The 21,033-nt window shown below is 61.0% G+C and carries 25 protein-coding genes; 10 read left to right on the plus strand and 15 right to left on the minus strand.

Annotation, left to right across the window (positions count from 1 at the left end):
* Positions 1-80 precede the first annotated feature (80 nt).
* Positions 81-1,964, plus strand: a complete 1,884-nt coding sequence (locus ACVVH8_RS26385; RefSeq protein WP_475227139.1) for a TonB-dependent receptor domain-containing protein — start codon at positions 81-83, stop codon at positions 1,962-1,964.
* A 143-nt stretch (positions 1,965-2,107) separates the two neighbouring features.
* On the opposite strand, the gene ACVVH8_RS26390 is transcribed toward ACVVH8_RS26385, so the two are convergent.
* From ACVVH8_RS26390 to nrdR, 12 genes are all read right to left on the minus strand, one after another.
* A complete protein-coding gene (locus ACVVH8_RS26390; RefSeq protein WP_475227142.1) occupies positions 2,108-2,914 on the minus strand; it encodes a cobalamin-binding protein in 807 nt (268 codons plus the stop codon).
* Complete coding sequence (locus ACVVH8_RS26395; protein ID WP_103303725.1) at positions 2,914-3,333, minus strand: MFS transporter; 420 nt, start codon at positions 3,331-3,333, stop codon at positions 2,914-2,916. Before ACVVH8_RS26395 ends, ACVVH8_RS26390 begins: the two co-directional genes overlap by 1 nt.
* Positions 3,330-3,947 carry a GTP cyclohydrolase II gene (gene ribA / locus ACVVH8_RS26400; protein WP_103303726.1) on the minus strand — a complete coding sequence of 206 codons (618 nt, stop codon included), beginning with the start codon at positions 3,945-3,947 and terminating at the stop codon, positions 3,330-3,332. The genes ACVVH8_RS26395 and ribA overlap by 4 nt, the downstream gene beginning before the upstream one ends.
* Before the next feature lie 244 nt (positions 3,948-4,191).
* Positions 4,192-4,938 carry a substrate-binding periplasmic protein gene (locus ACVVH8_RS26405; RefSeq protein ID WP_103303727.1) on the minus strand — a complete coding sequence of 249 codons (747 nt, stop codon included), beginning with the start codon at positions 4,936-4,938 and terminating at the stop codon, positions 4,192-4,194.
* Between the two features lie 37 nt (positions 4,939-4,975).
* Positions 4,976-5,479, minus strand: coding sequence for a phosphatidylglycerophosphatase A family protein (locus tag ACVVH8_RS26410; protein ID WP_103303728.1), 504 nt, complete (start codon positions 5,477-5,479; stop codon positions 4,976-4,978).
* Complete coding sequence (thiL, locus tag ACVVH8_RS26415; protein WP_213026703.1) at positions 5,476-6,441, minus strand: thiamine-phosphate kinase; 966 nt, start codon at positions 6,439-6,441, stop codon at positions 5,476-5,478. The genes ACVVH8_RS26410 and thiL overlap by 4 nt, the downstream gene beginning before the upstream one ends.
* Before the next feature lie 27 nt (positions 6,442-6,468).
* Positions 6,469-6,969, minus strand: coding sequence for a transcription antitermination factor NusB (gene nusB / locus ACVVH8_RS26420; protein WP_103303730.1), 501 nt, complete (start codon positions 6,967-6,969; stop codon positions 6,469-6,471).
* Positions 6,966-7,442 (minus strand): 6,7-dimethyl-8-ribityllumazine synthase, encoded by a 477-nt coding sequence (ribH, locus tag ACVVH8_RS26425; RefSeq protein WP_003228649.1) that lies wholly within the window; start codon positions 7,440-7,442, stop codon positions 6,966-6,968. The genes nusB and ribH overlap by 4 nt, the downstream gene beginning before the upstream one ends.
* Positions 7,443-7,628: 186 nt before the next feature.
* Positions 7,629-8,720 (minus strand): bifunctional 3,4-dihydroxy-2-butanone-4-phosphate synthase/GTP cyclohydrolase II, encoded by a 1,092-nt coding sequence (gene ribBA / locus ACVVH8_RS26430; RefSeq protein ID WP_103303731.1) that lies wholly within the window; start codon positions 8,718-8,720, stop codon positions 7,629-7,631.
* 16 nt (positions 8,721-8,736) lie between these two features.
* Complete coding sequence (locus tag ACVVH8_RS26435; protein ID WP_103303732.1) at positions 8,737-9,402, minus strand: riboflavin synthase; 666 nt, start codon at positions 9,400-9,402, stop codon at positions 8,737-8,739.
* A gap of 47 nt (positions 9,403-9,449) precedes the next feature.
* On the minus strand, positions 9,450-10,583 hold the full coding sequence (gene ribD, locus ACVVH8_RS26440) for a bifunctional diaminohydroxyphosphoribosylaminopyrimidine deaminase/5-amino-6-(5-phosphoribosylamino)uracil reductase RibD (protein WP_475227145.1): 1,134 nt from the start codon (positions 10,581-10,583) through the stop codon (positions 9,450-9,452).
* Entirely contained in the window at positions 10,580-11,044 is a 465-nt protein-coding gene (gene nrdR / locus ACVVH8_RS26445) for a transcriptional regulator NrdR (RefSeq protein WP_003228656.1), read from the minus strand. Before nrdR ends, ribD begins: the two co-directional genes overlap by 4 nt.
* A gap of 128 nt (positions 11,045-11,172) precedes the next feature.
* Between nrdR and ACVVH8_RS26450 the strand changes: the two genes are divergently transcribed.
* From ACVVH8_RS26450 to trxA, 3 genes are all read left to right on the plus strand, one after another.
* The gene (locus ACVVH8_RS26450; RefSeq protein WP_103303777.1) at positions 11,173-11,637 is read left to right on the plus strand and encodes a YbaY family lipoprotein; all 465 of its coding nucleotides are present in this window, start codon (positions 11,173-11,175) and stop codon (positions 11,635-11,637) included.
* Positions 11,634-12,287, plus strand: a complete 654-nt coding sequence (locus tag ACVVH8_RS26455; protein WP_103303734.1) for a class I SAM-dependent methyltransferase — start codon at positions 11,634-11,636, stop codon at positions 12,285-12,287. Before ACVVH8_RS26450 ends, ACVVH8_RS26455 begins: the two co-directional genes overlap by 4 nt.
* A 188-nt stretch (positions 12,288-12,475) precedes the next feature.
* On the plus strand, positions 12,476-13,348 hold the full coding sequence (trxA, locus tag ACVVH8_RS26460) for a thioredoxin (protein ID WP_103303735.1): 873 nt from the start codon (positions 12,476-12,478) through the stop codon (positions 13,346-13,348).
* An 89-nt stretch (positions 13,349-13,437) separates the two neighbouring features.
* On the opposite strand, the gene ACVVH8_RS26465 is transcribed toward trxA, so the two are convergent.
* On the minus strand, positions 13,438-13,794 hold the full coding sequence (locus ACVVH8_RS26465) for a hypothetical protein (RefSeq protein ID WP_213026706.1): 357 nt from the start codon (positions 13,792-13,794) through the stop codon (positions 13,438-13,440).
* Between the two features lie 216 nt (positions 13,795-14,010).
* Between ACVVH8_RS26465 and ACVVH8_RS26470 the strand changes: the two genes are divergently transcribed.
* The 6 genes from ACVVH8_RS26470 to ACVVH8_RS26495 all read left to right on the plus strand — a co-directional run bounded on the left by ACVVH8_RS26470 (position 14,011) and on the right by ACVVH8_RS26495 (position 18,922).
* The gene (locus ACVVH8_RS26470; RefSeq protein ID WP_475227148.1) at positions 14,011-14,577 is read left to right on the plus strand and encodes a hypothetical protein; all 567 of its coding nucleotides are present in this window, start codon (positions 14,011-14,013) and stop codon (positions 14,575-14,577) included.
* Positions 14,578-14,735: 158 nt separating this feature from the next.
* On the plus strand, positions 14,736-15,329 hold the full coding sequence (locus tag ACVVH8_RS26475; RefSeq protein WP_475227151.1) for a DUF2796 domain-containing protein: 594 nt from the start codon (positions 14,736-14,738) through the stop codon (positions 15,327-15,329).
* 139 nt (positions 15,330-15,468) lie between these two features.
* Complete coding sequence (locus ACVVH8_RS26480; RefSeq protein ID WP_475227154.1) at positions 15,469-16,179, plus strand: ABC transporter ATP-binding protein; 711 nt, start codon at positions 15,469-15,471, stop codon at positions 16,177-16,179.
* Position 16,180: 1 nt separating this feature from the next.
* Positions 16,181-17,446: an ABC transporter permease gene (locus ACVVH8_RS26485; RefSeq protein WP_475227158.1), complete on the plus strand. Its 1,266-nt coding sequence runs from the start codon at positions 16,181-16,183 to the stop codon at positions 17,444-17,446.
* A gap of 11 nt (positions 17,447-17,457) precedes the next feature.
* Positions 17,458-17,976 carry a DUF3299 domain-containing protein gene (locus tag ACVVH8_RS26490; protein ID WP_103303778.1) on the plus strand — a complete coding sequence of 173 codons (519 nt, stop codon included), beginning with the start codon at positions 17,458-17,460 and terminating at the stop codon, positions 17,974-17,976.
* A gap of 247 nt (positions 17,977-18,223) precedes the next feature.
* The gene (locus ACVVH8_RS26495) at positions 18,224-18,922 is read left to right on the plus strand and encodes an OmpW/AlkL family protein (RefSeq protein ID WP_103303741.1); all 699 of its coding nucleotides are present in this window, start codon (positions 18,224-18,226) and stop codon (positions 18,920-18,922) included.
* 240 nt (positions 18,923-19,162) lie between these two features.
* Here ACVVH8_RS26495 and ACVVH8_RS26500 read toward each other — a convergent pair whose 3' ends face one another.
* Together ACVVH8_RS26500 and ACVVH8_RS26505 are read right to left on the minus strand one after the other, a co-directional pair.
* A complete protein-coding gene (locus tag ACVVH8_RS26500) occupies positions 19,163-20,092 on the minus strand; it encodes an NAD-dependent epimerase/dehydratase family protein (RefSeq protein WP_213026709.1) in 930 nt (309 codons plus the stop codon).
* Positions 20,085-20,969, minus strand: a complete 885-nt coding sequence (locus tag ACVVH8_RS26505) for a sugar nucleotide-binding protein (protein WP_103303743.1) — start codon at positions 20,967-20,969, stop codon at positions 20,085-20,087. Before ACVVH8_RS26505 ends, ACVVH8_RS26500 begins: the two co-directional genes overlap by 8 nt.
* Between the last annotated feature and the right edge of the window lie 64 nt (positions 20,970-21,033).

Below are 21,033 nucleotides of genomic sequence, written 5' to 3' on the forward strand. Positions count from 1 at the left end.
ATCGCGGGCAAGCCCGCTCCCACAGTGTTTTGTAGAACTCCAAAAATTTGTGAACACCTGAAACACCATTGGACTGCCCGATGAAACTCTCGCGCCTCGCCCTACCCTTCCTTCTGCTGCCAGCCGCCAGCGCCCTCGCCGACACCTTCGAACGCGATCAAGCGCTGAAGCTGCCTGACACGCTGATCAGCGCCAACCGCCAGGTCGAAGCACGCAACGACAGCAGCGCGGCCAACACTGTATTTACCCGCGAAGACATCGACCGCCTGCAACCGAGCGATGTGCCAGACCTGCTGCGTCGGGTGCCGGGCGTGCAGGTGGCGCAGGCCGGCGGGCGTGGCAGTCTGCCCGGGATTTATATTCGCGGCACGCAGTCGGCGCAGAGTCTGGTGCTGGTCGACGGCCAGCGCATCGGCAGTTCCACTTCCGGCGACAGCAACCTGCAACACCTGAACATCGAGCAGATCGAGCGCGTTGAAGTGCTGCGCGGTTCGCGTTCGGTGATTTACGGCAGCGACGCGATTGGCGGGGTGATTCAGATCTTCACCCGGCGCGGCACTGAGCAGGGTTTGCAGCCGCGCCTGCATGCTGGCGTCGGCAGCAACCAGACCTTGGAGCGCAGCCTCGGCTTGTCTGGCGGCGATGACAAAACCCGCTTCAACCTCGGCGCCAGTCTCGATGAAACCGCCGGCATTGATCGCACCCACGAGTCATATCCCAGCGATAGCGATCACGATGCTTACCGCAACAAGTCTCTCAGCCTGAGTCTCAGTCATGCACTGACTGATGACATCGAAGTCGGTGCCAACCTGCTGGATAACCGTGGCAAGAGCGAATTCGACAACCCATTCGGTCGTTTTGACATGAATACTTTCGAATCGGTGCAGCAGCAGCCTTACAGCGATTTCAACGTCAGCAGCGTCAGCAGTTACGTCGATGCCCGGATCAACGAAACCTGGAAAACCCGCGTCGAATTCGGCCATACCGAGAACCGCGAGAAGACCCTCGACAAGCTTAGCGATGAACGCACGGTGTTCAACACCTACCGCGATTCGATGAATTGGCAGAACGACCTGACCCTCGACGCACGTAACAGCCTGATCCTTGGCGGCGACTGGTATGAAGACCGGGTCAACAGCAGCACCGCGTTCGATGAGGACAGCCGCTGGAACCGCGCCGCGTTCATCCAGCATCGCTATCAGGCCGACAGCTTCTCCACCGAACTGGGCCTGCGTCACGACGACAACCAGCAATTCGGCAGCCAGAACACCTGGAGCGGCACCTTTACCCTGCCGTTGAATCCGGACAACGACCTGTTGCTCAGCTACAGCGAAGGCTTCCGCGCGCCGACCTTCAACGACTTGTACTACCCGGACTTCAGCAATCCGAACCTGAAACCGGAAACCTCGAAAAGCTACGAGTTGCAATGGCGCAGCCAGTTGAGCGACAGCAGCCGTCTCGAAGCCTCGATTTACCGTACGGACCTGGAAGACGCGATCATTTTCGGCAGCAATTCACGACCTGAGAACGTCGCCTCGGCGCGGATCAACGGTTTTGAAGCGGCGCTGAAACAGCAACTGTTCGGCTGGCAGAGCAACCTTGGCGTATCGATCATTGACCCACGCGACCGCGATACTGGCCATACCCTGGCGCGGCGTGCACGGCGCACGCTGAGTTGGGATCTGGATCGGCAGTTCGACCGTCTGAGCCTCGGCGCCAGTTGGCAGGCGGTAAGCAGCAGCTATGACGACCGGGATAACCGGCAGTCGTTGGGCGGCTATGCATTGTTCGGCTTGCGCAGCAGCTGGGCGCTGAACCGCGAGATCAAGCTGGATCTGAAGGTGGATAACCTGCTGGACAAGGGCTACAGCCGGGCGAATTACAGCTATGACGGCAGCCAGTATGGTTATCGCGAGGAAGGTCGGGCGTGGATGTTTGGCGTCACTTGGACGCCGCAACTCTAAGATCAAACTCGATCAACTGTGGCGAGGGGATTTATCCCCGATGGGTTGCGAAGCAGCCCCAATACAGACACCTCAGTGAATCAGCCAGATTGAGCTCACCGGTTTACGGCTGCTACGCAGCCGGTCGGGGATAAATCCCCTCACTACAGGTTATCGTCAGGCGCGATGAGGTGGCAAAGCTTGGCTGTCGCATCGATCATCTGCCCGCTGGGCCTTTCCAGGCCCTTGTCAGTGACAAGCAGCAGTTTCCCCTGTGTCACCGCCGCCACCTGCTGCCAGGATTTCCACGCATCGAGCTGAGCCTGATCACTCGCCAGAATCACCTCGGGATTGCGCTGCAACACGGCTTCAATACTCACCTGCGGCGCCGGCAGACTGAGGTCGGCGAACACGTTGCGCGCCCCGCACACCTGCAGCGCGTCGCTGATGATCTGCCCTCCGCCCACCGTATACAGCGGCTTGTCCCAGACTTGATAGAACACCTTGAGCGGCGTGTCGCGACGATAGCGCTGGCGAAGGCCATCAAGTGTCTTGCGCAGATCCGCCGCCAACTTCTGCCCCCGCTCAGGCCGACCAAGTTGAGCGGCAATCGCTTCGATCTGCCCGGAAAGCTGTTCGAGGCTGTGCGGTTCGGCAACGAATGTGGGGATGTTCAAACGCTTGAGCTGATCACGCTGTGCCGGGCCGACACTGCCGGGCCAGAGCAACAACAGATCGGGTTTCAGGCTGAGCAGTTGCTCCATGTCGAGCTGGCCATAGCGGCCAACGGAAGGCACTCCGGCAATGGCCGCCGGGCGCTCGCCGGCATCCAGCACGCCGACCAGCAGGTCGGCTGAATCCAGTTCAACGACGATTTCCGACAGAGACGGCGCGAGGCTGACCACGCGCAGACTCGCCAGCGCCGGAGCACTGGCGGCCAGCAGCAGAAGCGCCAGCCAGAGTTGGCGCATCAACCGAGTTGACGCGGAATACGGTAGAGGTAGAACAGCACCGCCGTGGACAACGCCAGCAGCATCAAGGGCACCGCTTCGAGGCCGACGAACACCGCCAGCGCGCCGATCCACGCCGGCAGCGCAGCCACAAGGAAGGCGCTGCGACGACGCGCCGCGAGAGCGATCCACGCCGCAGGTTCTTCAGGGGTATCGAGGGCTTTCTGGGTGGCGATCAGTGCGTGTTTATAACGGCCGAAAAACTTCAGGCTGACAAACATCGACGCCACGCCGGCGATAAAGAACGGCATCGCCAGCACCGGCATGATCCCTTCGCCCTCACCGAACAGTGCGTTGAAGACAAACAACGGCACCAGCGCCAGCGCCAGGTATTTCCACCAGTCGACGCTGAGGCGACGGCGCACCTGACCGCGGGTCACGCGCGGTCGACCTCGCCCTGATGCTCGTTGCCCATCATGTGGTCGAGCTTGCTGGCCTTGGTCGCCAGGTAGAGTTTGTTGTGCGGGTTGTGCCCGGTGTGCAGCGGCACGCGCTCGGCGACGGTGATACCCATGTCGGTCAAGGCTTTGACCTTGCGCGGGTTGTTGGTCATCAGTCGCAATGACTTGACGCCCAGATGCTCGAGCATCGGCAGGCACATGGCGTAGTCGCGCTGGTCGGCGGCGAAACCCAGACGCTCGTTGGCTTCAACGGTGTCGGCGCCGCCGTCCTGCAATTCGTAGGCGCGGATCTTGTTCAACAGCCCGATGCCACGACCTTCCTGACGCAAGTACAGCAGCACGCCACGACCTTCACGGGCGATGGCTTTGAGCGCGCCTTCGAGTTGCGAGCCGCAGTCGCAACGCTGGCTGAACAAGGCATCGCCCGTCAGGCATTCGGAATGCAACCGGCCGAGTACCGGGGCACCGTCGGCGAAATCACCCAGGCTCAGCACGACGTGCTCGCGCCCGGTGGCTTCATCGAGAAAACCGTGCATGGTGAATTGCGCAAAAGGCGTTGGCAGCTTGGAAGCGGCGACAAAAACGACAGGCACCGGTGTGCTCCTGATCTAAAAAAGTCTGAAGATTCGCTGGGCGGCATTGTAACAGCAGCTTTGGGCAGGCGCTTAGGCTGAATTATCGGGCATAACGATCAAAAAGTTTGATAACTACCCCAAGAACACTGCGTCCCTGTGGGAGCTGGCTTGCCAGCGATGGCGTCATATTTGCCACCACTGCGGTTACTGACCCAGCGCTATCGCTGGCAAGCCAGCTCCCACAGGGTTCTTTACCAGCCGGTCAATCGTGATCCGTCGAGACGAACGGATACGGCTGCTTCCACTTCTCGAAGATCGGCTTCAGCTCGCCGCTCTTCACCAACTGGTCCATGCGCTGGTCATACAACGCCATCAATGTGCGGGCCTGTGGCGTATTGGCAAAGCACAGGTACAGCGGCAGTTCGGCGATATGGGTTTTACGGAACTGCGACGGATCCCTGGCCCGGCCGACCACGTAATCGACTTCAGTCTGCGCATCAATGTAATAGTCGGCACGGTTGTGGGTCAGCATCGACAGAATCCCGGTGCGCCGGATGACCTCGTTGTAGCTTTTCACGTTGGGCAAATAATTCTGGTAGTCGTAGCCGCGTACCCAGGCCAGTCGATAGTTGCCCAGGGTTTCCGGACTCGGTGCCGGATTACTGGCGAGGCCCAGCGCGTAGATATGATCGGTGTCGAAGTTCCAGCGCGGATAAAGCAGATCACTGGTCTCTTCATGATAAGAGCCGACACAGGCATCGACTTCGCCACGTTGAGCCAGCCCCACGGAACGCGTGTAAGGCTCGGTACGAATGTCGAGTTTCACCCCGGCCGGCTCGAACACCTTGCGCAACACGTCCCAGCCGAGGCCATGACCATCGGCGGCGGTGTAATCTTCCCAGTCTTCGCTGGCCAGATGAATGACCGAAGGCGTCGGCGCGGCGTCCTGCGCATTGGCGACAGTGCCCAGCAGGATAAAAAACACAAGCGCCCACCAACGTCGAGCCATCCCCAGTCCCCTCACGTAACCCTGACGCCCCCTGGGATCAGGTGAACAGCCACACCAGCCCCTGCATCGCCAGCCAGGCAAAGACACCGGCCAGCACGTCGTCGAGCATGATGCCAAAGCCGCCATGGACATGCCGGTCGACCCAGCGGATCGGCCAGGGCTTGAGAATGTCGAAGAAACGGAACACGAGGAAACCCGCGAGCAACCAGTACCAGCCTTCCGGCACCAGCCACAGGGTGATCCACATCCCGACCATTTCGTCCCAGACGATGCCTTCGTGGTCGTGCACCCGCAGATCGTCAGCGACCTTGCCGCACAGCCAGAAGCCGAACAGCATGGTGATGCCGAGCATCAGCCAGTATCCCCAATCGGGCAGCATCTGCCACAACGGGATAAAGGGTAGCGCAACTAGCGAGCCCCACGTGCCCGGCGCTTTCGGCAGCGTGCCGGAACCAAAGCCGAACGCGAGAAAATGCCAGGGATTGCGCCAGACCGACGGCGGCACGAATTCGGCCGGAACCTGTTTCGGGTGATCTGTCACGGTGTCTCCTGAAAATGTTGATAGCCCCGGATTTGCGGAGTGATGTCACGCCCCTCGCGATCCAGCAGCGCCACGCCCTGCCCCTCGGTCACACGGCCGATCACGTGAATCGGCCAACCGCCGGCCAGCAATGCCGGCAACTCGACGGACGGTAGGGTGAAGGCCAGCACGTAATCATCGCCGCCGCTCAACGCTGCACGCTCGGCACCGCGCTGCCCGAGAAACGCCACTAATGCATCCGACAACGGCACGCGCTCGCGTTCAATCTCGAGTCGAACCTTCGACGCCAGCGCGATATGACCGCAATCGGCGAGCAAGCCGTCCGAGATATCCAGCGCTGACGTGGCTTTGCCGCGCAAGGCCTGACCGAGGGCCAGTTGCGGTTGCGGCGACCAATAGTGGTCGAGCAATGGCTGGCCAATCTCCGGCGCGGCGTCGCGCTGGCCCAGCACCAGCGGCAATGCGCCGGCGGCATTGCCCAGCTCACCCCCGACGCACAACAAGTCCCCCGGTTGCGCGCCGCTGCGGGTCAAGGCTTGTCCGGCGGGCACTCGACCGAACACGGTGACGGTCAGGCTCAACGGCCCACGCGTGGTATCGCCTCCGACCAGCGCGACGCCGCAGTTTTGTGCCATGCGGTTCAAACCACGGGCATAGGCCTGCAGCCACTCGGCGGTCACCGTCGGCACAGTCAGGGCAAGGGTGAAGGCAACGGGCGTGGCGCCCATGGCGGCCAGATCGCTGACCGCGACGGCCAGCGAGCGCTGACCGAGCAGAAACGGATCGCAGGGGTCGGCGAAATGCACGCCGGCCACCAGCGTATCGGTGGAAATCGCCAGCTGTTCCCCGGGAGGAACCGCCAGCAGGGCACAGTCATCGCCGATTCCCAGTGCAACGCCCTCGCCGCCCTGCGCACAAGGCGCGGCGGCGAAGAAATTGCGGATCAGCTCAAACTCGCCCATGGCTGAGACAAAGAGTTCAAGCGCCGATCAGCGCTTGAACGCCTTCACTTCAGCTTCACGCAGGCGCGGAGCCAGCTTGTCGAGTACGCCGTTGACGAACTTGTGGCCGTCGGTCGAACCGAACACTTTGGCCAGCTCGATACCTTCGTTGATCACAACACGGTACGGCACGTCGACGCGCTTGAGCAGCTCCCAGGTGGACAGGCGCAGAACGGCCAGTTCAACCGGGTCCAGCTCTTCGATCGCCAGATCCAGGCAAGGCGTCAGGGCGTTGTCGATTTCGGTCTTGAACTGCGGAACCCCGTGGAGGATTTCGCGGAAGTAAGCACCGTCGACATCAGTGAAATCGTTATCAACGCGGAACTGCGCTTCGATCTCGTTCAGCGATTGCCGAGCCATGTGCCACTGGTACAGCGCTTGAGTCGCGAGCTGACGGGCTTCGCGACGCTTGACGCTTTTCGAGGGCTTGCCGGCATCCGCAGGTTTTGGATCGCGCGGGTTGAAACGATCGCTTTCGTCGCTAATCACTTGGCCTCCAACTGCGCCAGCAGGCTGACCATTTCCAGAGCGGACAGGGCAGCTTCGGCACCTTTGTTACCGGCCTTGGTGCCGGAACGTTCGATGGCTTGCTCGATGGAATCAACGGTCAGGACGCCGAACGCGACCGGTACGCCGAACTCCATGGACACCTGGGCCAGACCCTTGGTGCACTCGCCTGCTACGTATTCGAAGTGCGGAGTGCCGCCACGAATGACTGCGCCGAGGGCGATGATGGCTGCGAACTCACCTTTCTGGGCGACTTTCTGCGCGACCAGCGGGATTTCGAAGGCGCCAGGTGCGCGGATGATGGTGATGTCGCTTTCGCTCACGCCGTGGCGAACCAGGGCATCAACTGCACCGCTGACCAGGCTTTCAACAACGAAGCTGTTGAAGCGGCCCACTACCAAAGCGTAGCGGCCTTTAGGGGCGATGAAGGTACCTTCGATGGTCTTCAGGGTCATTCGTCAGTTCTCTTAAAGAGCCGGGACGCGTCTCGTACGCATCCCTCAGTGATATTAGCTGTGGCGAGGGGATTTATCCCCGATGGACTGCGTAGCAGTCCCAAAACAGGGGCCGCTGCGCAGCCGTCGGGGATGAATCCCCTCACCACAAGAATCCATGTCAACAATGCCGGAAACAACCGGTCATTATTCGGAGGGCACGTATTCTACAACTTCCAGATCGAAACCGGATATCGCATTAAATTTCATTGGCGCGCTCATCAAACGCATTTTGCGCACTCCGAGGTCACGCAGGATCTGCGAACCGGCACCGACGATGCTGTAGGTGGTCGGTTTTTTCGGCGCGGCCTGATCACCGGTTTCACGAATGTGCGCCAGCAACACGTCACCATCGAGCGGGTGACCGAGCAACAGCACCACACCGCTGCCCGCTTCGGCAACCGCAGCCATCGCGGCGCGCAGGCTCCAGCGGCCAGGTTGCTTGACCATCAGCAGGTCGCGCAGAGGGTCCATGTTGTGTACGCGAACCAGGGTCGGTTCTTCGGCGCAAACAGTGCCCAACGTCAGGGCCATGTGCACGTCGCCTTCCACCGAATCACGATAGGTCACCAGGTTGAATTGGCCCAGTTCGCTGTCCAGCGGCTGCTCGGCAATCCGCTGAACGGTACGTTCGTGGATCATCCGGTAGTGAATCAGGTCGGCGATGGTGCCGATCTTGATGTTGTGTTCGGCAGCGAAAGCTTCCAGTTCGGTGCGGCGGGACATGGTGCCGTCGTCGTTCATCACTTCGCAGATCACGCCGCTCGGCTCGAAACCGGCCATGCGCGCCAGGTCGCAAGCGGCCTCGGTGTGGCCGGCGCGAGCCAGGGTGCCACCGGCCTGTGCCATCAGCGGGAAGATGTGGCCCGGGCTGACGATGTCTTCAGCCTTGGCGTCTTTGGCGGCAGCGGCTTGCACGGTGCGTGCACGGTCGGCGGCGGAGATGCCGGTGGTCACGCCTTCGGCCGCTTCGATCGACACGGTGAACTTGGTACCGAAACCGGAACCGTTACGCGGGGCCATCAGTGGCAGCTTCAACAGTTCGCAGCGCTCGCGGCTCATCGGCATGCAGATCAGGCCACGGGCGTGCTTGGCCATGAAGTTGATGTGCGCAGCCGTGCAGCATTCGGCGGCCATGATCAGGTCGCCTTCGTTCTCGCGGTCTTCGTCATCCATGAGGATGACCATCTTGCCTTGGCGGATGTCTTCAACCAGTTCTTCGATGCTATTGAGCGCCACAAGGCACCCCCTTCAGTCAGGATTTGAGGTAGCCGTTGGCGGCCAGAAAGCTTTCAGTGATCGTGCCGCCAGCGCTCGGCTCTGCGGCCTTGTCGCCCAAGAGCAGACGCTCCAGATAACGCGCCAGCAAGTCGACTTCCAGATTCACCCGGCGACCTGGCTTGTAGGACGCCATGATGGTTTCACTCAGGGTGTGCGGAATGATCGTCAGCATGAATTCGGCGCCATCGACCGCGTTCACGGTCAGGCTGGTGCCGTCGACGGTGATCGAGCCTTTGTGGGCGATGTACTTGGCCAGTTCCTTCGGCGCGCGGATGCGAAATTCCACCGCGCGGGCATTGTCGGCGCGCGAGACGATCTCGCCGACACCGTCGACGTGACCGCTGACCAGATGCCCGCCGAGACGGGTGGTCGGCGTCAGGGCTTTTTCCAGATTGACCGGGCTGCCGCTTTTCAGGTCATTCATGGCAGTGCAGTCGAGGGTTTCGCGGCTGACGTCGGCAGCGAAGCCGTCTCCCGGCAGCTCAACGGCCGTCAGGCAGACGCCATTGACTGCGATGCTGTCGCCGAGTTTGACGTCGCTCAGGTCGAGCTTGCCGGTTGCAACATGCACCCGTACATCGCCGCCCTTTGGGGTCAGTGCACGGATACTGCCGATGGATTCGATGATGCCGGTAAACATGGGGTTCTCCTTGAGAACGAAGCCAGCGCTAACGCGATGGCCGGGAATTATACGCTCGCCGATGGAACAGGGATGGCAGTGACTCGCCAGTCATCGCCAACCGCGCGAATTTCAGTGATTTTCAGCTCGGGGGCGTCCTTCATGAAGGACAGCGGCCAGTCCAGCAGCGGACGTGCCGAGGAACCCAGAAACTTGCCGGCGATGAAGATCACGAACTCGTCGACCAGACCGAGCTGAGCAAACGCACCGGCCAGCCGCGGGCCAGCCTCGACCAACACTTCATTGACGCCACGGCCGGCCAGTTCGATCAGCAGTTGATGCAGATCGACCTGACCGTCATCGCCCGGCACGATCAGACACTCCGGACCGTTGGCGTATTGCTCTTCGACTGCCATGCACGTGGCGACCAGCGCCGGCCCAGCCTTGAAGAATGGCGCGTCGAGCGGCACCCGCAGACGACCATCAATCAGCACGCGCAATGGCGGGCGGCTGATGGCCAGAGCAGTTTGTTCGGCATCCAGGCCCAACTCGTCAGCGCGCACGGTCAGGCGGGCGCCATCGGCCAGCACCGTGTCAGCACCGGTCAGGACCACGCTGGCCTGGGCGCGCAAACGCTGCACCGCCGAACGTGCGGCCGGGCCGGTGATCCATTGGCTCTCGCCGCTCTCCATCGCCGTGCGACCGTCGAGGCTCATGGCCAACTTGACCCGCACGAACGGCAAGCCGTGTTCCATGCGTTTCAGGAAACCTTGATTGAGCTTGCGCGCCTCACCTTCCAGCACGCCGCTTTCGGTGGCGATACCGGCATCGGCCAGACGCTGCAAGCCACGGCCGGCCACTTGCGGGTTGGGATCGCGCATTGCTGCGACCACACGCCCAACGCCGGCATTGACCAACGCATCGGCACACGGCGGCGTGCGGCCATGGTGGCTGCAAGGTTCCAGCGTCACGTAAGCGGTGGCGCCCCGGGCCAGTTCACCGGCGGCGCGCAAGGCGTGGACTTCGGCGTGCGGTTCGCCGGCACGTTCATGCCAGCCTTCGCCGACAATCTGCCCGTCCTTCACTATCACGCAGCCCACACGAGGGTTGGGATGCGTGGTGTAGTGACCTTTGCGCGCCAGTTCCAGCGCGCGGGCCATGAAATGGACGTCGAGGATGGCCTGCTCGGCGGCGCGGGTCATTCTTTCACCGGTTCGCGGGCGAGGCGGTCGATCTCTTCGCGGAACTCGTTGAGGTCCTGGAAGCGTCGGTACACCGAGGCGAAACGGATGTAGGCCACTTCATCGAGCTTTTGCAGCTCGGCCATCACCAGTTCGCCGACCACGAGGGATTTGACCTCGCGCTCGCCGGTGGCGCGCAGCTTGTGCTTGATATGGACCAGAGAGGATTCGAGGCGCTCGACGCTCACCGGACGTTTCTCCAGGGCGCGTTGCATGCCGGCGCGGAGTTTTTCTTCGTCGAACGGTTGGCGGCTGCCGTCGGTTTTGATCAGGCGCGGCAACACCAGTTCGGCCGTCTCGAACGTCGTGAAACGTTCGCCGCAGGCCAGGCATTCACGCCGGCGGCGCACCTGTTCGCCCTCGGCGACCAGACGCGAGTCGATGACCTTGGTGTCGTTGGCACCGCAGAAGGGACAGTGCATGGTGGCTGGCAACAAAAAAAGGGAGGGCCATGGTAGCGCATCCCGGTGGCAAGACAAGCCATAGGGTTTGCGGTATACAGACGGGCATGATCGTTTGATCCATGGATTTCATTTTGCCGGAGCCGCCAATGCCTTTACGTCCGCTCGTTTTGCTCAGTCTTTTCAGCCTGCTGGTGGCCTGTGGCAGCGATGCGCCCAAGCCGCAACCGCCGACGCCGGGACCTGCGCCTCAACAGGCACAGAAAAAAGCCAAGGAGGCCGCCGACCTCGGCCCGCTGCCCGCCTATCAGCGCGAATTGAGCGGCACCCTGCAAGGCGTACCAGCCGGTGCCGAAGTCGAACTGGCGCTGCTGGTGATCGATGAAAAGGATCGTCCGCAACAATTGCTCGCCAGTTCCAGCCTGATCGGCAACAACCAGATCCTGCCGTTTCGCCTGCGCTTCAACCCGGACGCGTTTCCGGCCGGGGCACGGGTTGAGCTACGCGGCCGCGCCAGCCAGTCCGGCCAGTTGATCCTGCACCTGCCGTCGCAGACCATCACTCAGCCGACCACGCAGGCGCTGGGCCAACTGCAATTTGTCAAAGCACCATGAATGCACCGCTCGACCTGCAACAGGCCTTAGGTGAATTGCTCGGCGACGCCAGACTCAAGGCCTGTGCGTTGCCGGACACCGATTTAAAGCTGTGGCTGATCGACGGCGACAACATGGCCCGCGAATTCAGTCAGGAAGAAACCCAGCGAATCCTGCACGAACCGCCGTACTGGAGTTTTTGCTGGGCCAGTGGACTGGCAGTGGCGCGTTATCTGGCCGAGTTTCCAGAATGGGTTCGTGGCAAACGCGTGCTGGATTTCGGCGCAGGGTCCGGCATCGCCGGGATTGCCGCAGTGAAGGCCGGGGCACTGGAAGTGGTGGCCTGCGATCTCGATCCGCTGGCGATCGCCGCGTGCCGGGCGAATGCCGAACTCAACGATGTGCAGATGAGTTATTCGACGGACTTTTTTGCCGAAGCGGATCGCTTTGATCTGATCCTGGTGGCGGATGTGTTGTATGACCGGGAGAATCTGCCGTTGCTTGATGCGTTTCTCAGCCGTGGCCGTGAAGCGTTGGTGGCGGATTCGCGGGTTCGGGACTTTCAGCATCCTTTGTATGAGCGGATTGAGATGCTTGAGGCGATGACCTTGCCGGATCTGGCGGAGCCTGAAGAGTTTCGCCATGTCAGCCTGTACCACGCCCGGCGCTGACTAAAAAGCATCGCGGGCAAGCCCGCTCCCACAGTGACCGAGTCGAACCGAGATTTTGTGTACGACACAGAACCCTGTGGGAGCGGGCTTGCCCGCGATGGCGTCCTCCCTGACAACTCATCTCTAACTTTCGGCCACACCCCACCAAGCCGTATAGTTGCCCCATCCACGCTTTGACGAGATCCCCCATGAGTGAGCCAACGCCGTACATCTTCGACGCCACGACTGCCGATTTCGACCAGTCGGTAATCGAAGCCTCTTTCAACAAACCTGTGCTGGTGGATTTCTGGGCCGAATGGTGTGCGCCGTGCAAAGCGCTGATGCCGATGCTGCAAGGCATTGCCGAGAGCTATCAGGGCGAACTGCTGCTGGCCAAGGTCAACTGCGACATCGAGCAAGACATCGTCGCCCGCTTCGGCATTCGCAGCCTGCCGACCGTGGTGCTGTTCAAGGACGGGCAACCGGTCGACGGTTTTGCCGGGGCACAACCGGAATCCGCCGTACGCGCCTTGCTTGAGCCGCATGTGCAGATGCCGGCGCCGGCCGCTGCCGATCCATTCGAACAGGCTCAGGCCTTGTTTGATGACGGCCGTTTCGCCGATGCCGAAGCGGCGTTGGTGGTCATGCTCAATGAAGACAACACCAACGCCAAGGCGCTGATCCTCTACGCCCGCTGCCTGACCGAACGCGGTGAACTGGACGAAGCACAAACCGTGCTCGACGCGGTCAAGAGCGATGAGCACAAGGCCGCTCTGGCCGGGGCCAAGGCGCAGATCAAGTTTCTCGGCCTTGCCCGCGACCTGCCGGACGCTGCCGACCTGAAAGCGCGTTTGGCGAAAGATCCGCAGGACGATGAAGCTGTCTATCAACTGGCGATTCAGCAACTGGCTCGTCAGCAGTACGAAGCCGCGCTGGAGGCACTGCTGAAGTTGTTCATCCGCAACCGCAGCTATGGCGAAGGTTTGCCGCACAAGACCTTGCTGCAAGTGTTCGAGTTGCTCGGTAACGATCATCCGTTGGTGAATGTGTACCGTCGCAAGGTGTTTGCCGCGCTTTATTAAGATCAAGAGATCGCAGCCTTCGGCTGCTCCTGCATGGATTTTTTACGTCCCTCCTGTAGGAGCTGCCGCAGGCTGCGATCTTTTACGCTCTACTCGATCCAGCTGTAGAGCGGCGTATCTGCGCCGCTCACCACTTTCACATCCGAACTATGGCGCAAACGCACCAACAGGCGCTTGCCTGAAACCGCGCTGCCCGTCAGCCCTTCCAGTTGTTCGAGCAGATCAGGCCCGCTGAGCTGGCCAGCCTTGCGCAGCAAATCCCTGGCGACCTGCCACAAGGCATCGTCCTGATTCAGCGGTTTCGCCACTGGCGCCGAAGCGGTTGCCGCTTGAGCAATCTGCGGCTGCGCGCCAAGGGCCGAGCCCAGCTTCGCCCAATCGCTGTCATCCAGTTCCACTGTCAAATCCACCGGCACGTCACCGACGGTTCCGCGTATCCGCAACATTGAGTTCGCTCCCGCACATTTCTGACCTGCATGCTCCCACGGGACTTGTGTAACGCCAAGCGCACCTGCATCACATGCGTCTGACACTTTTCACGCAATCATCTACATTGCTCTCTTTCCCTTGGAAAGGATGCCCATGTCTTCAGGACGAAAACTGGCCTCGAAGGGAGGCCCAATCTGATGCAGCCACAAAGGCATCAAGTGTCACCCGCTCAAATGAACCGCCTGTTTTGGGTACTCCTGACAATTGTGCTTCTGCTGATCGCGGGTTGGCGTTTTTGGTCGCCTGTCGACCTTTCATCGTGCCAACGCGACGCGACTGCATCAGGGCCACTTACCGCATTCATTCGTGACTACTTTGAGCACAACGCTCGTATCGACTGGCGGGACATGGATGACCGTTTCGACATACTTTCCACTGCCGAAGGCCAAAAGATTGCTGGCCAATCACAGCTGTACACCTGCGAAGCGCTGCAGATACTGCAAAGCCCGGCGTTCAGTCAGAGTGAAAAAATATTCACTACGGCGTTGATGTTCCATTTGCCGATCAGTCAGTACATGGGTTTCATGGATCGCAGCCATCAACTCTACAAAGAGCACAGCATCGATCGGGAAGTGATGAAGCTTGTGGTACTGCCGCGCGGAACAGCAATCAACTACTGGTGGCTTCCGGCTTGGCGCCAGCGCTTCACTCGCGATGCCCCGCACGTACTCGATGCAAATCTGACCAGGCATGTGCTCTCGGGCCATTACTGGTTCGACTATCCCGGCGCAGGCTTCTGACTCTACAAGCATGACCTGCAATCTACGCACCGCTCTGGAATCTGTCCCGGGCGGAGCTCAGTCTTGCCTTGCGCAAAACGGAGCGCACGGGCAAACTCTGCACACTTTCGTTATAAGATTACATAACAAACTCTTCACTTTACTTCCCGGAGACCGCCATGCGTAGTCTGCTGCTCGCTTTGCCGTTTGCCCTGTTGCCGCTGGCCATCGCCCATGCTGCCGATGAGCATGATCACGACCATGAACACGGCAGCCTCGGCGCGCATGAACATGGCGTTGGTCGTCTGAACGCCGCACTCGACGGCCAGACCCTGGAACTGGAGCTGGAAAGCCCGGCGATGAATCTGGTCGGATTTGAACACGTCGCCAGCACTGACGCCGACAAAGCCAAAGTCGCCGCCGCCCGCGCTCAGCTTGAGAAGCCATTGGCCCTGTTCAACCTGCCCGGCGCTGCCGGTTGCAAAGTGGTCAGCCAGGAACTGGAAAGCCCGTTGTTCGGTGACAAGCCGGATGCCGACGACCATGACGACGATGAAGCGGACAAGGACGGTCACGAGCATCACCACGATCACAGCGAAATCCATGCGCACTATCAGTTCAACTGCGCGGCGCCGGGTGCACTGAAGACGCTGGATCTGGCGAACATCTTCAATACCTTCCCGGCCACCCAGAAGATTCAGGTACAACTGATCAGCGCGAGCGGCCAGCAAGGCACCGAAGTGACGGCCAAGGCTGCTGCGCTGAAATTCTGAATCCTGTAGAGATCCCCTGTAGGAGTGAGCCTGCTCGCGATGACGCTGGCACATTCGGCAACCATGCTGACTGACCCACCGCCATCGCGAGCAGGCTCACTCCTACACAAGGGCCACTCAACTATCCGACCGGTTTCAAATGACCCAAGCACTCATCGAACTGTCCGACCTGGGCTTCAGTTGGCCCGGTCACCCGCCGCTGCTGGACATCCCGGCGTTTCGTCTAGAGCCGGGTGAAACCCTGTTCCTCAAAGGCCCCAGCGGCAGCGGCAAGACCACTCTGCTTGGTCTGCTCGGCGGTGTGCAGAAGCCCGATCGCGGCAGCATCCGCCTGCTCGGCCAGGAGTTGACCGATCTTTCCGCCGGCGCCCGCGATACCTTCCGCGTCGATCACACCGGCTACATCTTTCAGCAATTCAACCTGCTGCCCTTCCTCTCGGTGCGCGAAAACGTCGAGTTGCCCTGCCACTTTTCCAAACTACGCGCCGAGCGGGCGAAACAGCGTCACGGCAGCGTCGATCAAGCCGCGGCCACGTTGCTCGCCCACTTGGGCCTGAAGGATGAAAGCATCCTCAGTCGTCGTGCCGATTCGCTGTCGATTGGTCAGCAACAACGAGTCGCCGCCGCCCGTGCATTGATCGGCCAACCGGAACTGGTGATCGCTGACGAGCCGACTTCGGCATTGGACTACGACGCCCGGGAGAACTTCATCCGCCTGTTGTTCGCCGAATGCCGCGAGGCCGGTTCCAGTCTGTTGTTCGTCAGTCATGACCAGAGCCTGGCGCCGCTGTTCGACCGTCACCTTTCCCTGGCCGAGCTCAATCGCGCCGCCACGTCTGCCGAGGTCTGAGATGTATTTGTTTCGTCTAGCCATGGCCAGCCTGGCCAACCGCCGTTTTACTGCGTTGCTCACTGCCTTCGCCATTGCCCTGTCGGTGTGCCTGCTGCTCGCCGTAGAACGGGTGCGCACCGAAGCCAAAGCCAGTTTCGCCAGCACCATCAGCGGCACCGACCTGATCGTCGGCGCCCGTTCCGGCTCGGTGAACCTGTTGCTGTACTCGGTGTTCCGCATCGGCAACGCCACCAATAACATCCGCTGGGACAGCTTCGAACATTTCGCCAACAACCCGAAAGTGAAGTGGGCGATCCCGATGTCCCTGGGTGATTCCCATCGCGGCTATCGTGTGATGGGCACCACCGAAGCCTATTTCGAGCACTACCAGTACGGCCGCCAGCAGCATCTGCAACTGGTCGATGGTCGCGCCTTCGCCACCGATCCGTTTGAAGTGGTGCTGGGTGCCGAAGTGGCCGAGGCCCTGCATTACAAACTCGGCGACCAACTGGTGCTGGCCCACGGCGTGGCGGCGATCAGTCTGGTCAAGCACGACGATAAGCCGTTCACTGTGGTCGGCATTCTCAAGCGCACCGGCACCCCGGTGGATCGCACGCTGCACATCAGCCTCGGTGGCATGGAAGCAATTCACATTGACTGGCACAACGGCGTGCCGGCGCGGGGCAACGGCCGGATCACGGCGGATCAGGCACGCAACATGGACCTGACGCCGCAAGCGATCACCGCGTTCATGCTCGGCCTCAACAGCAAGATTTCCACCTTTGCCCTGCAACGCGAGATCAACGAGTTCCGTGGCGAACCGATGCTGGCGATCCTGCCAGGCGTGGCCCTGCAAGAGTTGTGGAGCCTGATGAGCACCGCAGAAAAAGCCTTGTTCGTGGTCTCGCTGTTCGTGGTGCTGACCGGGTTGATCGGCATGCTCACGGCGATTCTCACCAGCCTCAACGAACGGCGCCGGGAGATGGCGATCCTGCGCTCGGTCGGCGCACGGCCGTGGCACATCGCGAGCCTGCTGGTACTGGAAGCCTTTGCCTTGGCGTTGACCGGGGTGATCGCCGGGCTGGCGTTGCTGTACATCGGCATCGCCGCTGCGCAAAGTTATGTGCAGGCCAATTACGGCTTGTATCTGCCGCTGGCGTGGCCGAGCGAGTATGAATGGACGCTGCTCGGTGGCATTCTGGCGGCCGCGCTGCTGATGGGCAGCGTGCCGGCCTGGCGCGCGTATCGCCAATCTCTGGCCGATGGCCTGTCGATCCGTTTATGAGGATGTTCACCATGCCCCGCGCCGTGCTTGCGCTGTTATTGCTGGTCGCCCTGCCCGTTTGGGCGGCGGCGCCGAAAGACCTGACCTGGTCGGAAATGATCCCCCCGGACGCCGCGCCGGAAGTGCCGAACATGACCCCGCTGCACGACCTGTCGAAGATGAGCGATGCGCTGTCCGCTGAATCTGCGCCAGCGGCCAGACAGGACATGCCGAACGCGCCGGTGGTGCAATCACTCGACGGTCAGAACATTCGTTTGCCGGGCTACATCGTGCCGCTGGAAGTCAATGAAGAAGGACGCACCACGGACTTTTTGCTGGTGCCGTACTTCGGCGCGTGCATCCATGTGCCGCCACCGCCGTCGAACCAGATCGTGCATGTGAAAAGCGAACTCGGCGTGAAGCTCGATGAGCTGTATCAGCCGTATTGGGTCGAGGGGCCGTTGCAGGTCAAGGCGTCGAGCAGTGAACTGGCGGATGCCGGGTATCAGATGGATGCCGACAAGATTTATGTGTATGAGCTGCCGGAGTGAGCCCGACAGTTCTGTGCAGTTTGTAGGGACCTCATCGCTGGCAAGCCAGCTCCCACAGGTTTTGTGAGTGATACAGGTTTTGTGAACGACTCGATCACTGTGGGAACTGGCTTGCCAGCGATGAGCCCCTCAAAGGTTCCACAAGAAATCATCCCTTCACTGTTTCATTGAGCTGAGTCAAAAGACCGTATCAGTTGGCTTCGTACCATAGGACATCAAACATTTTTAACGTCCTTTCGGAGCCCCCATGAACAAGTCCTTGCTCAGCGCTTCGCTGTTTGCTCTCGCGCTCGCAGCCCCGCTCGCCCACGCTCACGATGCCGGTGACATCCTGATCCGTGCCGGTGCAATCACCGTCAATCCGAAGGCCGACAGCTCCAGCGTCAAGGTCGATCAGGGTCCGCTGAGCGGCACCAACCTGGGCGGCAAGGCGACCATGAGCAGCGACACTCAACTGGGCCTGAACTTCGCTTACATGCTCACCGACCACGTCGGTATCGAGTTGCTCGCGGCCACGCCGTTCGAACATGACGTGAAGATCAAAGGCACTGCCCTGCCAGCCGCCAACGGCAAGCTGGGTACGCTGAAGCACCTGCCACCGACTCTCAGCGTCGTCTACTACCCACTGGATTCGAAGTCGCCGTTCCAACCGTATGTCGGCGGCGGCATCAACTACACCTGGATCTACGACGAGCACGTTGGCAGCGAAGCCAGTGCCAACGGCTTCAGCAACTTCAAGGCGAAAAACTCCTGGGGTCTGGCCTGGCAGGTCGGTGCTGATTACATGCTGACCGACAACATCATGCTCAACGCCCAGGTGCGCTACATCGATATCGATACCCGCGCGACTGTGGAGAACAACGCCGTTGCGCCGGGCACTCGTGCTCGGGTGAACGTAGACGTTGATCCATTTGTGTACATGGTCGGTCTGGGCTACAAGTTCTAAGGAACATTCGCGTGGTGGTGAATGCGGGCTAATGTGGCGAGGGAGCTTGCTCCCGCTGGGCTGCGAAGCGCCCCCAAAACAGGCACTAGCGGTGCTTCAGAAAAACCGCAGATTGGATTGGCGACTGCTACGCAGTCGAGCGGAAGCAAGCTCCCTCGCTACAGGGATCGCATCTGAGTCAAAGCGATACCCCGCCCACAAAAAAGGCGCCTGCAAAGGCGCCTTTTTTGTTTCTGCGTTTTATCTTCCCAGCAACCGCGCCAGACCCACGCTCATCGGCGTCTGCTCTGGCATCTTGAATCGCTCCAGCAGGCGCCCGTTGTTCGCACGCGAATGACGGATGTCGCCGGAGCGAGCCGGGGCGTAGCTGATCGCAGGCAGTTCGCCGACCACTTTCTGCAATTCGGCGAGCATCTGCTTCAGGCTCATCGCCTGATTCCAGCCGGCATTCACCGGACCGACTTCCACTTCAGGCTTCTCGAGCGCCTGCACCAGAAGAGCAACCAGATCCTCGACATAGAGAAAGTCGCGCGTCTGCTCGCCATCGCCGAACACGGTGATCGGCAAGCCTTTCTGCGCACGCTCGCTGAAAATGCTGATGACGCCGGAGTACGGCGAGGACGGATCCTGGCGCGGGCCGAAGATATTGAAGAAGCGAAAAATCGCCGGCTCCAGACCGTGCTGGCGGCGATAGAAGTCGAAGTAATACTCGCCCGCCAGTTTGTCTGACGCGTAGGGCGTCAGCGGCGCCTTGGGCGTGTCTTCATCAATCGACTCGCCCTCGCCATTGTTGCCGTAAACCGCCGCACTGGAGGCGTACACCACGCGTTTGACGCCGGCCAGACGCATGGCTTCGCAGACATTCAGCGTGCCGATGAAATTGCTCTGATGAGTCTTCACCGGATCGTCCACCGACGCCTGCACCGAGGCGACTGCTGCCAGGTGAACGACCGCGCTGCAACCTTGCACCGCCTGGGCAACCAGTGCCGCATCGGCGACATCGCCGACAATCAGCTCGACCCGAGGATTATCCAGCGGCAGATTGCTGCGTTTGCCGGTCGACAGATCGTCGAGGATTCGCACCGAGTGCCCCTTGGCAAGCAAGGCATCCGTCAGGTGCGAACCGATGAAACCGGCGCCGCCGGTGATTAAAACAGTACCTTCAGCCATGACGATAAAACCTATCCAGTAAGCCCGGGAGAGCGGCACGCCAGGCGCGCGGCTTGATCCCGAAAGTGTGTAGAATTTTTTTGCAGGCGAGCACCGCGTGTTGCGGTTCCTCGGCTGCGTCCGGGCGCGCGGCGTGAGCCTGCGCGGTGGGTGCTTCGATGGCCAGCGCATGCAGGCTGCGGGCTTCGGTCAGAATCGCCTGGCCCAGCGCTAGCGGGGTGGTCGCCTCGTGGCCGGCGTAATGATACGTACCCCACAGCGGCGCCGCGCAATCGAGTTGCTTGAGCACCGAGATAATCACCCGGGCGGCGTCGTCGACCGGGGTCGGATTGCCCCGGCGGTCGTCGGCCAGAAGCAATTCTTCCGGTTGCTCGGCACGGGCGAGGAAACGTCCGAGGGTGCCATCAGGGCTGTCATCGAGCAGCCAGCCGAAACGCAACAGAACGTGCTGCGGGCAGGTCGCGCGCACGCTTTGTTCGATCCGCCACAACGCCTGACCGCGCAGGCCCAGTGGCACCGGTTCGTCTTTTTCGCTGTATGCAGTGGCACGCGAACCGTCGAACACCCGATAACTGGACGGTTGCACGAGGACGATATTGTGGTGCTGGCACAGTTCGGCGAGCCGCTCGATGGCGCGTTCCTGCCCGGCCATGCGGCTTTCGCTGACCGTCTCGGCCTGAAACCAGTCGAAATAGTAGGCGAGATTGATCAACGCATCGGGACGAGTATCGTCGAGAAGTTGCGTCAGGCTCGCGGCATCCCAGCCGTCTTCGGGCGGGCGGGGGGCGAGGAAACCGATGTCTTCCTCCGCACCGAGGCGAATCAGCGCCTGCCCAAGGGCATTTCCGCCGCCCAGTAACATAAGGCGCATTCGCATAAAGTCAGCAGGCCCAGTCTGATAGGAACGATGGCTTTGGCGACGGGACTTGTGGAACCGTCGT

The organism is Pseudomonas trutticola BRTCR10 (assembly GCF_056155105.1).

Bases quoted from the DNA above. Each gene is read 5' to 3' on its own strand.
- ACVVH8_RS26385 (WP_475227139.1), top strand. From the start codon at position 81: ATGAAACTCTCGCGCCTCGCCCTACCCTTCCTTCTGCTGCCAGCCGCC.
- ACVVH8_RS26390 (WP_475227142.1), bottom strand. From the start codon at position 2,914: ATGCGCCAACTCTGGCTGGCGCTTCTGCTGCTGGCCGCCAGTGCTCCG.
- ACVVH8_RS26405 (WP_103303727.1), bottom strand. From the start codon at position 4,938: ATGGCTCGACGTTGGTGGGCGCTTGTGTTTTTTATCCTGCTGGGCACT.
- thiL (WP_213026703.1), bottom strand. From the start codon at position 6,441: ATGGGCGAGTTTGAGCTGATCCGCAATTTCTTCGCCGCCGCGCCTTGT.
- ribH (WP_003228649.1), bottom strand. From the start codon at position 7,442: ATGACCCTGAAGACCATCGAAGGTACCTTCATCGCCCCTAAAGGCCGC.
- ACVVH8_RS26435 (WP_103303732.1), bottom strand. From the start codon at position 9,402: ATGTTTACCGGCATCATCGAATCCATCGGCAGTATCCGTGCACTGACC.
- ribD (WP_475227145.1), bottom strand. From the start codon at position 10,583: ATGACCCGCGCCGCCGAGCAGGCCATCCTCGACGTCCATTTCATGGCC.
- nrdR (WP_003228656.1), bottom strand. From the start codon at position 11,044: ATGCACTGTCCCTTCTGCGGTGCCAACGACACCAAGGTCATCGACTCG.
- ACVVH8_RS26450 (WP_103303777.1), top strand. From the start codon at position 11,173: ATGCCTTTACGTCCGCTCGTTTTGCTCAGTCTTTTCAGCCTGCTGGTG.
- ACVVH8_RS26455 (WP_103303734.1), top strand. From the start codon at position 11,634: ATGAATGCACCGCTCGACCTGCAACAGGCCTTAGGTGAATTGCTCGGC.
- trxA (WP_103303735.1), top strand. From the start codon at position 12,476: ATGAGTGAGCCAACGCCGTACATCTTCGACGCCACGACTGCCGATTTC.
- ACVVH8_RS26465 (WP_213026706.1), bottom strand. From the start codon at position 13,794: ATGTTGCGGATACGCGGAACCGTCGGTGACGTGCCGGTGGATTTGACA.
- ACVVH8_RS26470 (WP_475227148.1), top strand. From the start codon at position 14,011: ATGAACCGCCTGTTTTGGGTACTCCTGACAATTGTGCTTCTGCTGATC.
- ACVVH8_RS26475 (WP_475227151.1), top strand. From the start codon at position 14,736: ATGCGTAGTCTGCTGCTCGCTTTGCCGTTTGCCCTGTTGCCGCTGGCC.
- ACVVH8_RS26480 (WP_475227154.1), top strand. From the start codon at position 15,469: ATGACCCAAGCACTCATCGAACTGTCCGACCTGGGCTTCAGTTGGCCC.
- ACVVH8_RS26485 (WP_475227158.1), top strand. From the start codon at position 16,181: ATGTATTTGTTTCGTCTAGCCATGGCCAGCCTGGCCAACCGCCGTTTT.
- ACVVH8_RS26490 (WP_103303778.1), top strand. From the start codon at position 17,458: ATGCCCCGCGCCGTGCTTGCGCTGTTATTGCTGGTCGCCCTGCCCGTT.
- ACVVH8_RS26495 (WP_103303741.1), top strand. From the start codon at position 18,224: ATGAACAAGTCCTTGCTCAGCGCTTCGCTGTTTGCTCTCGCGCTCGCA.
- ACVVH8_RS26500 (WP_213026709.1), bottom strand. From the start codon at position 20,092: ATGGCTGAAGGTACTGTTTTAATCACCGGCGGCGCCGGTTTCATCGGT.
- ACVVH8_RS26505 (WP_103303743.1), bottom strand. From the start codon at position 20,969: ATGCGAATGCGCCTTATGTTACTGGGCGGCGGAAATGCCCTTGGGCAG.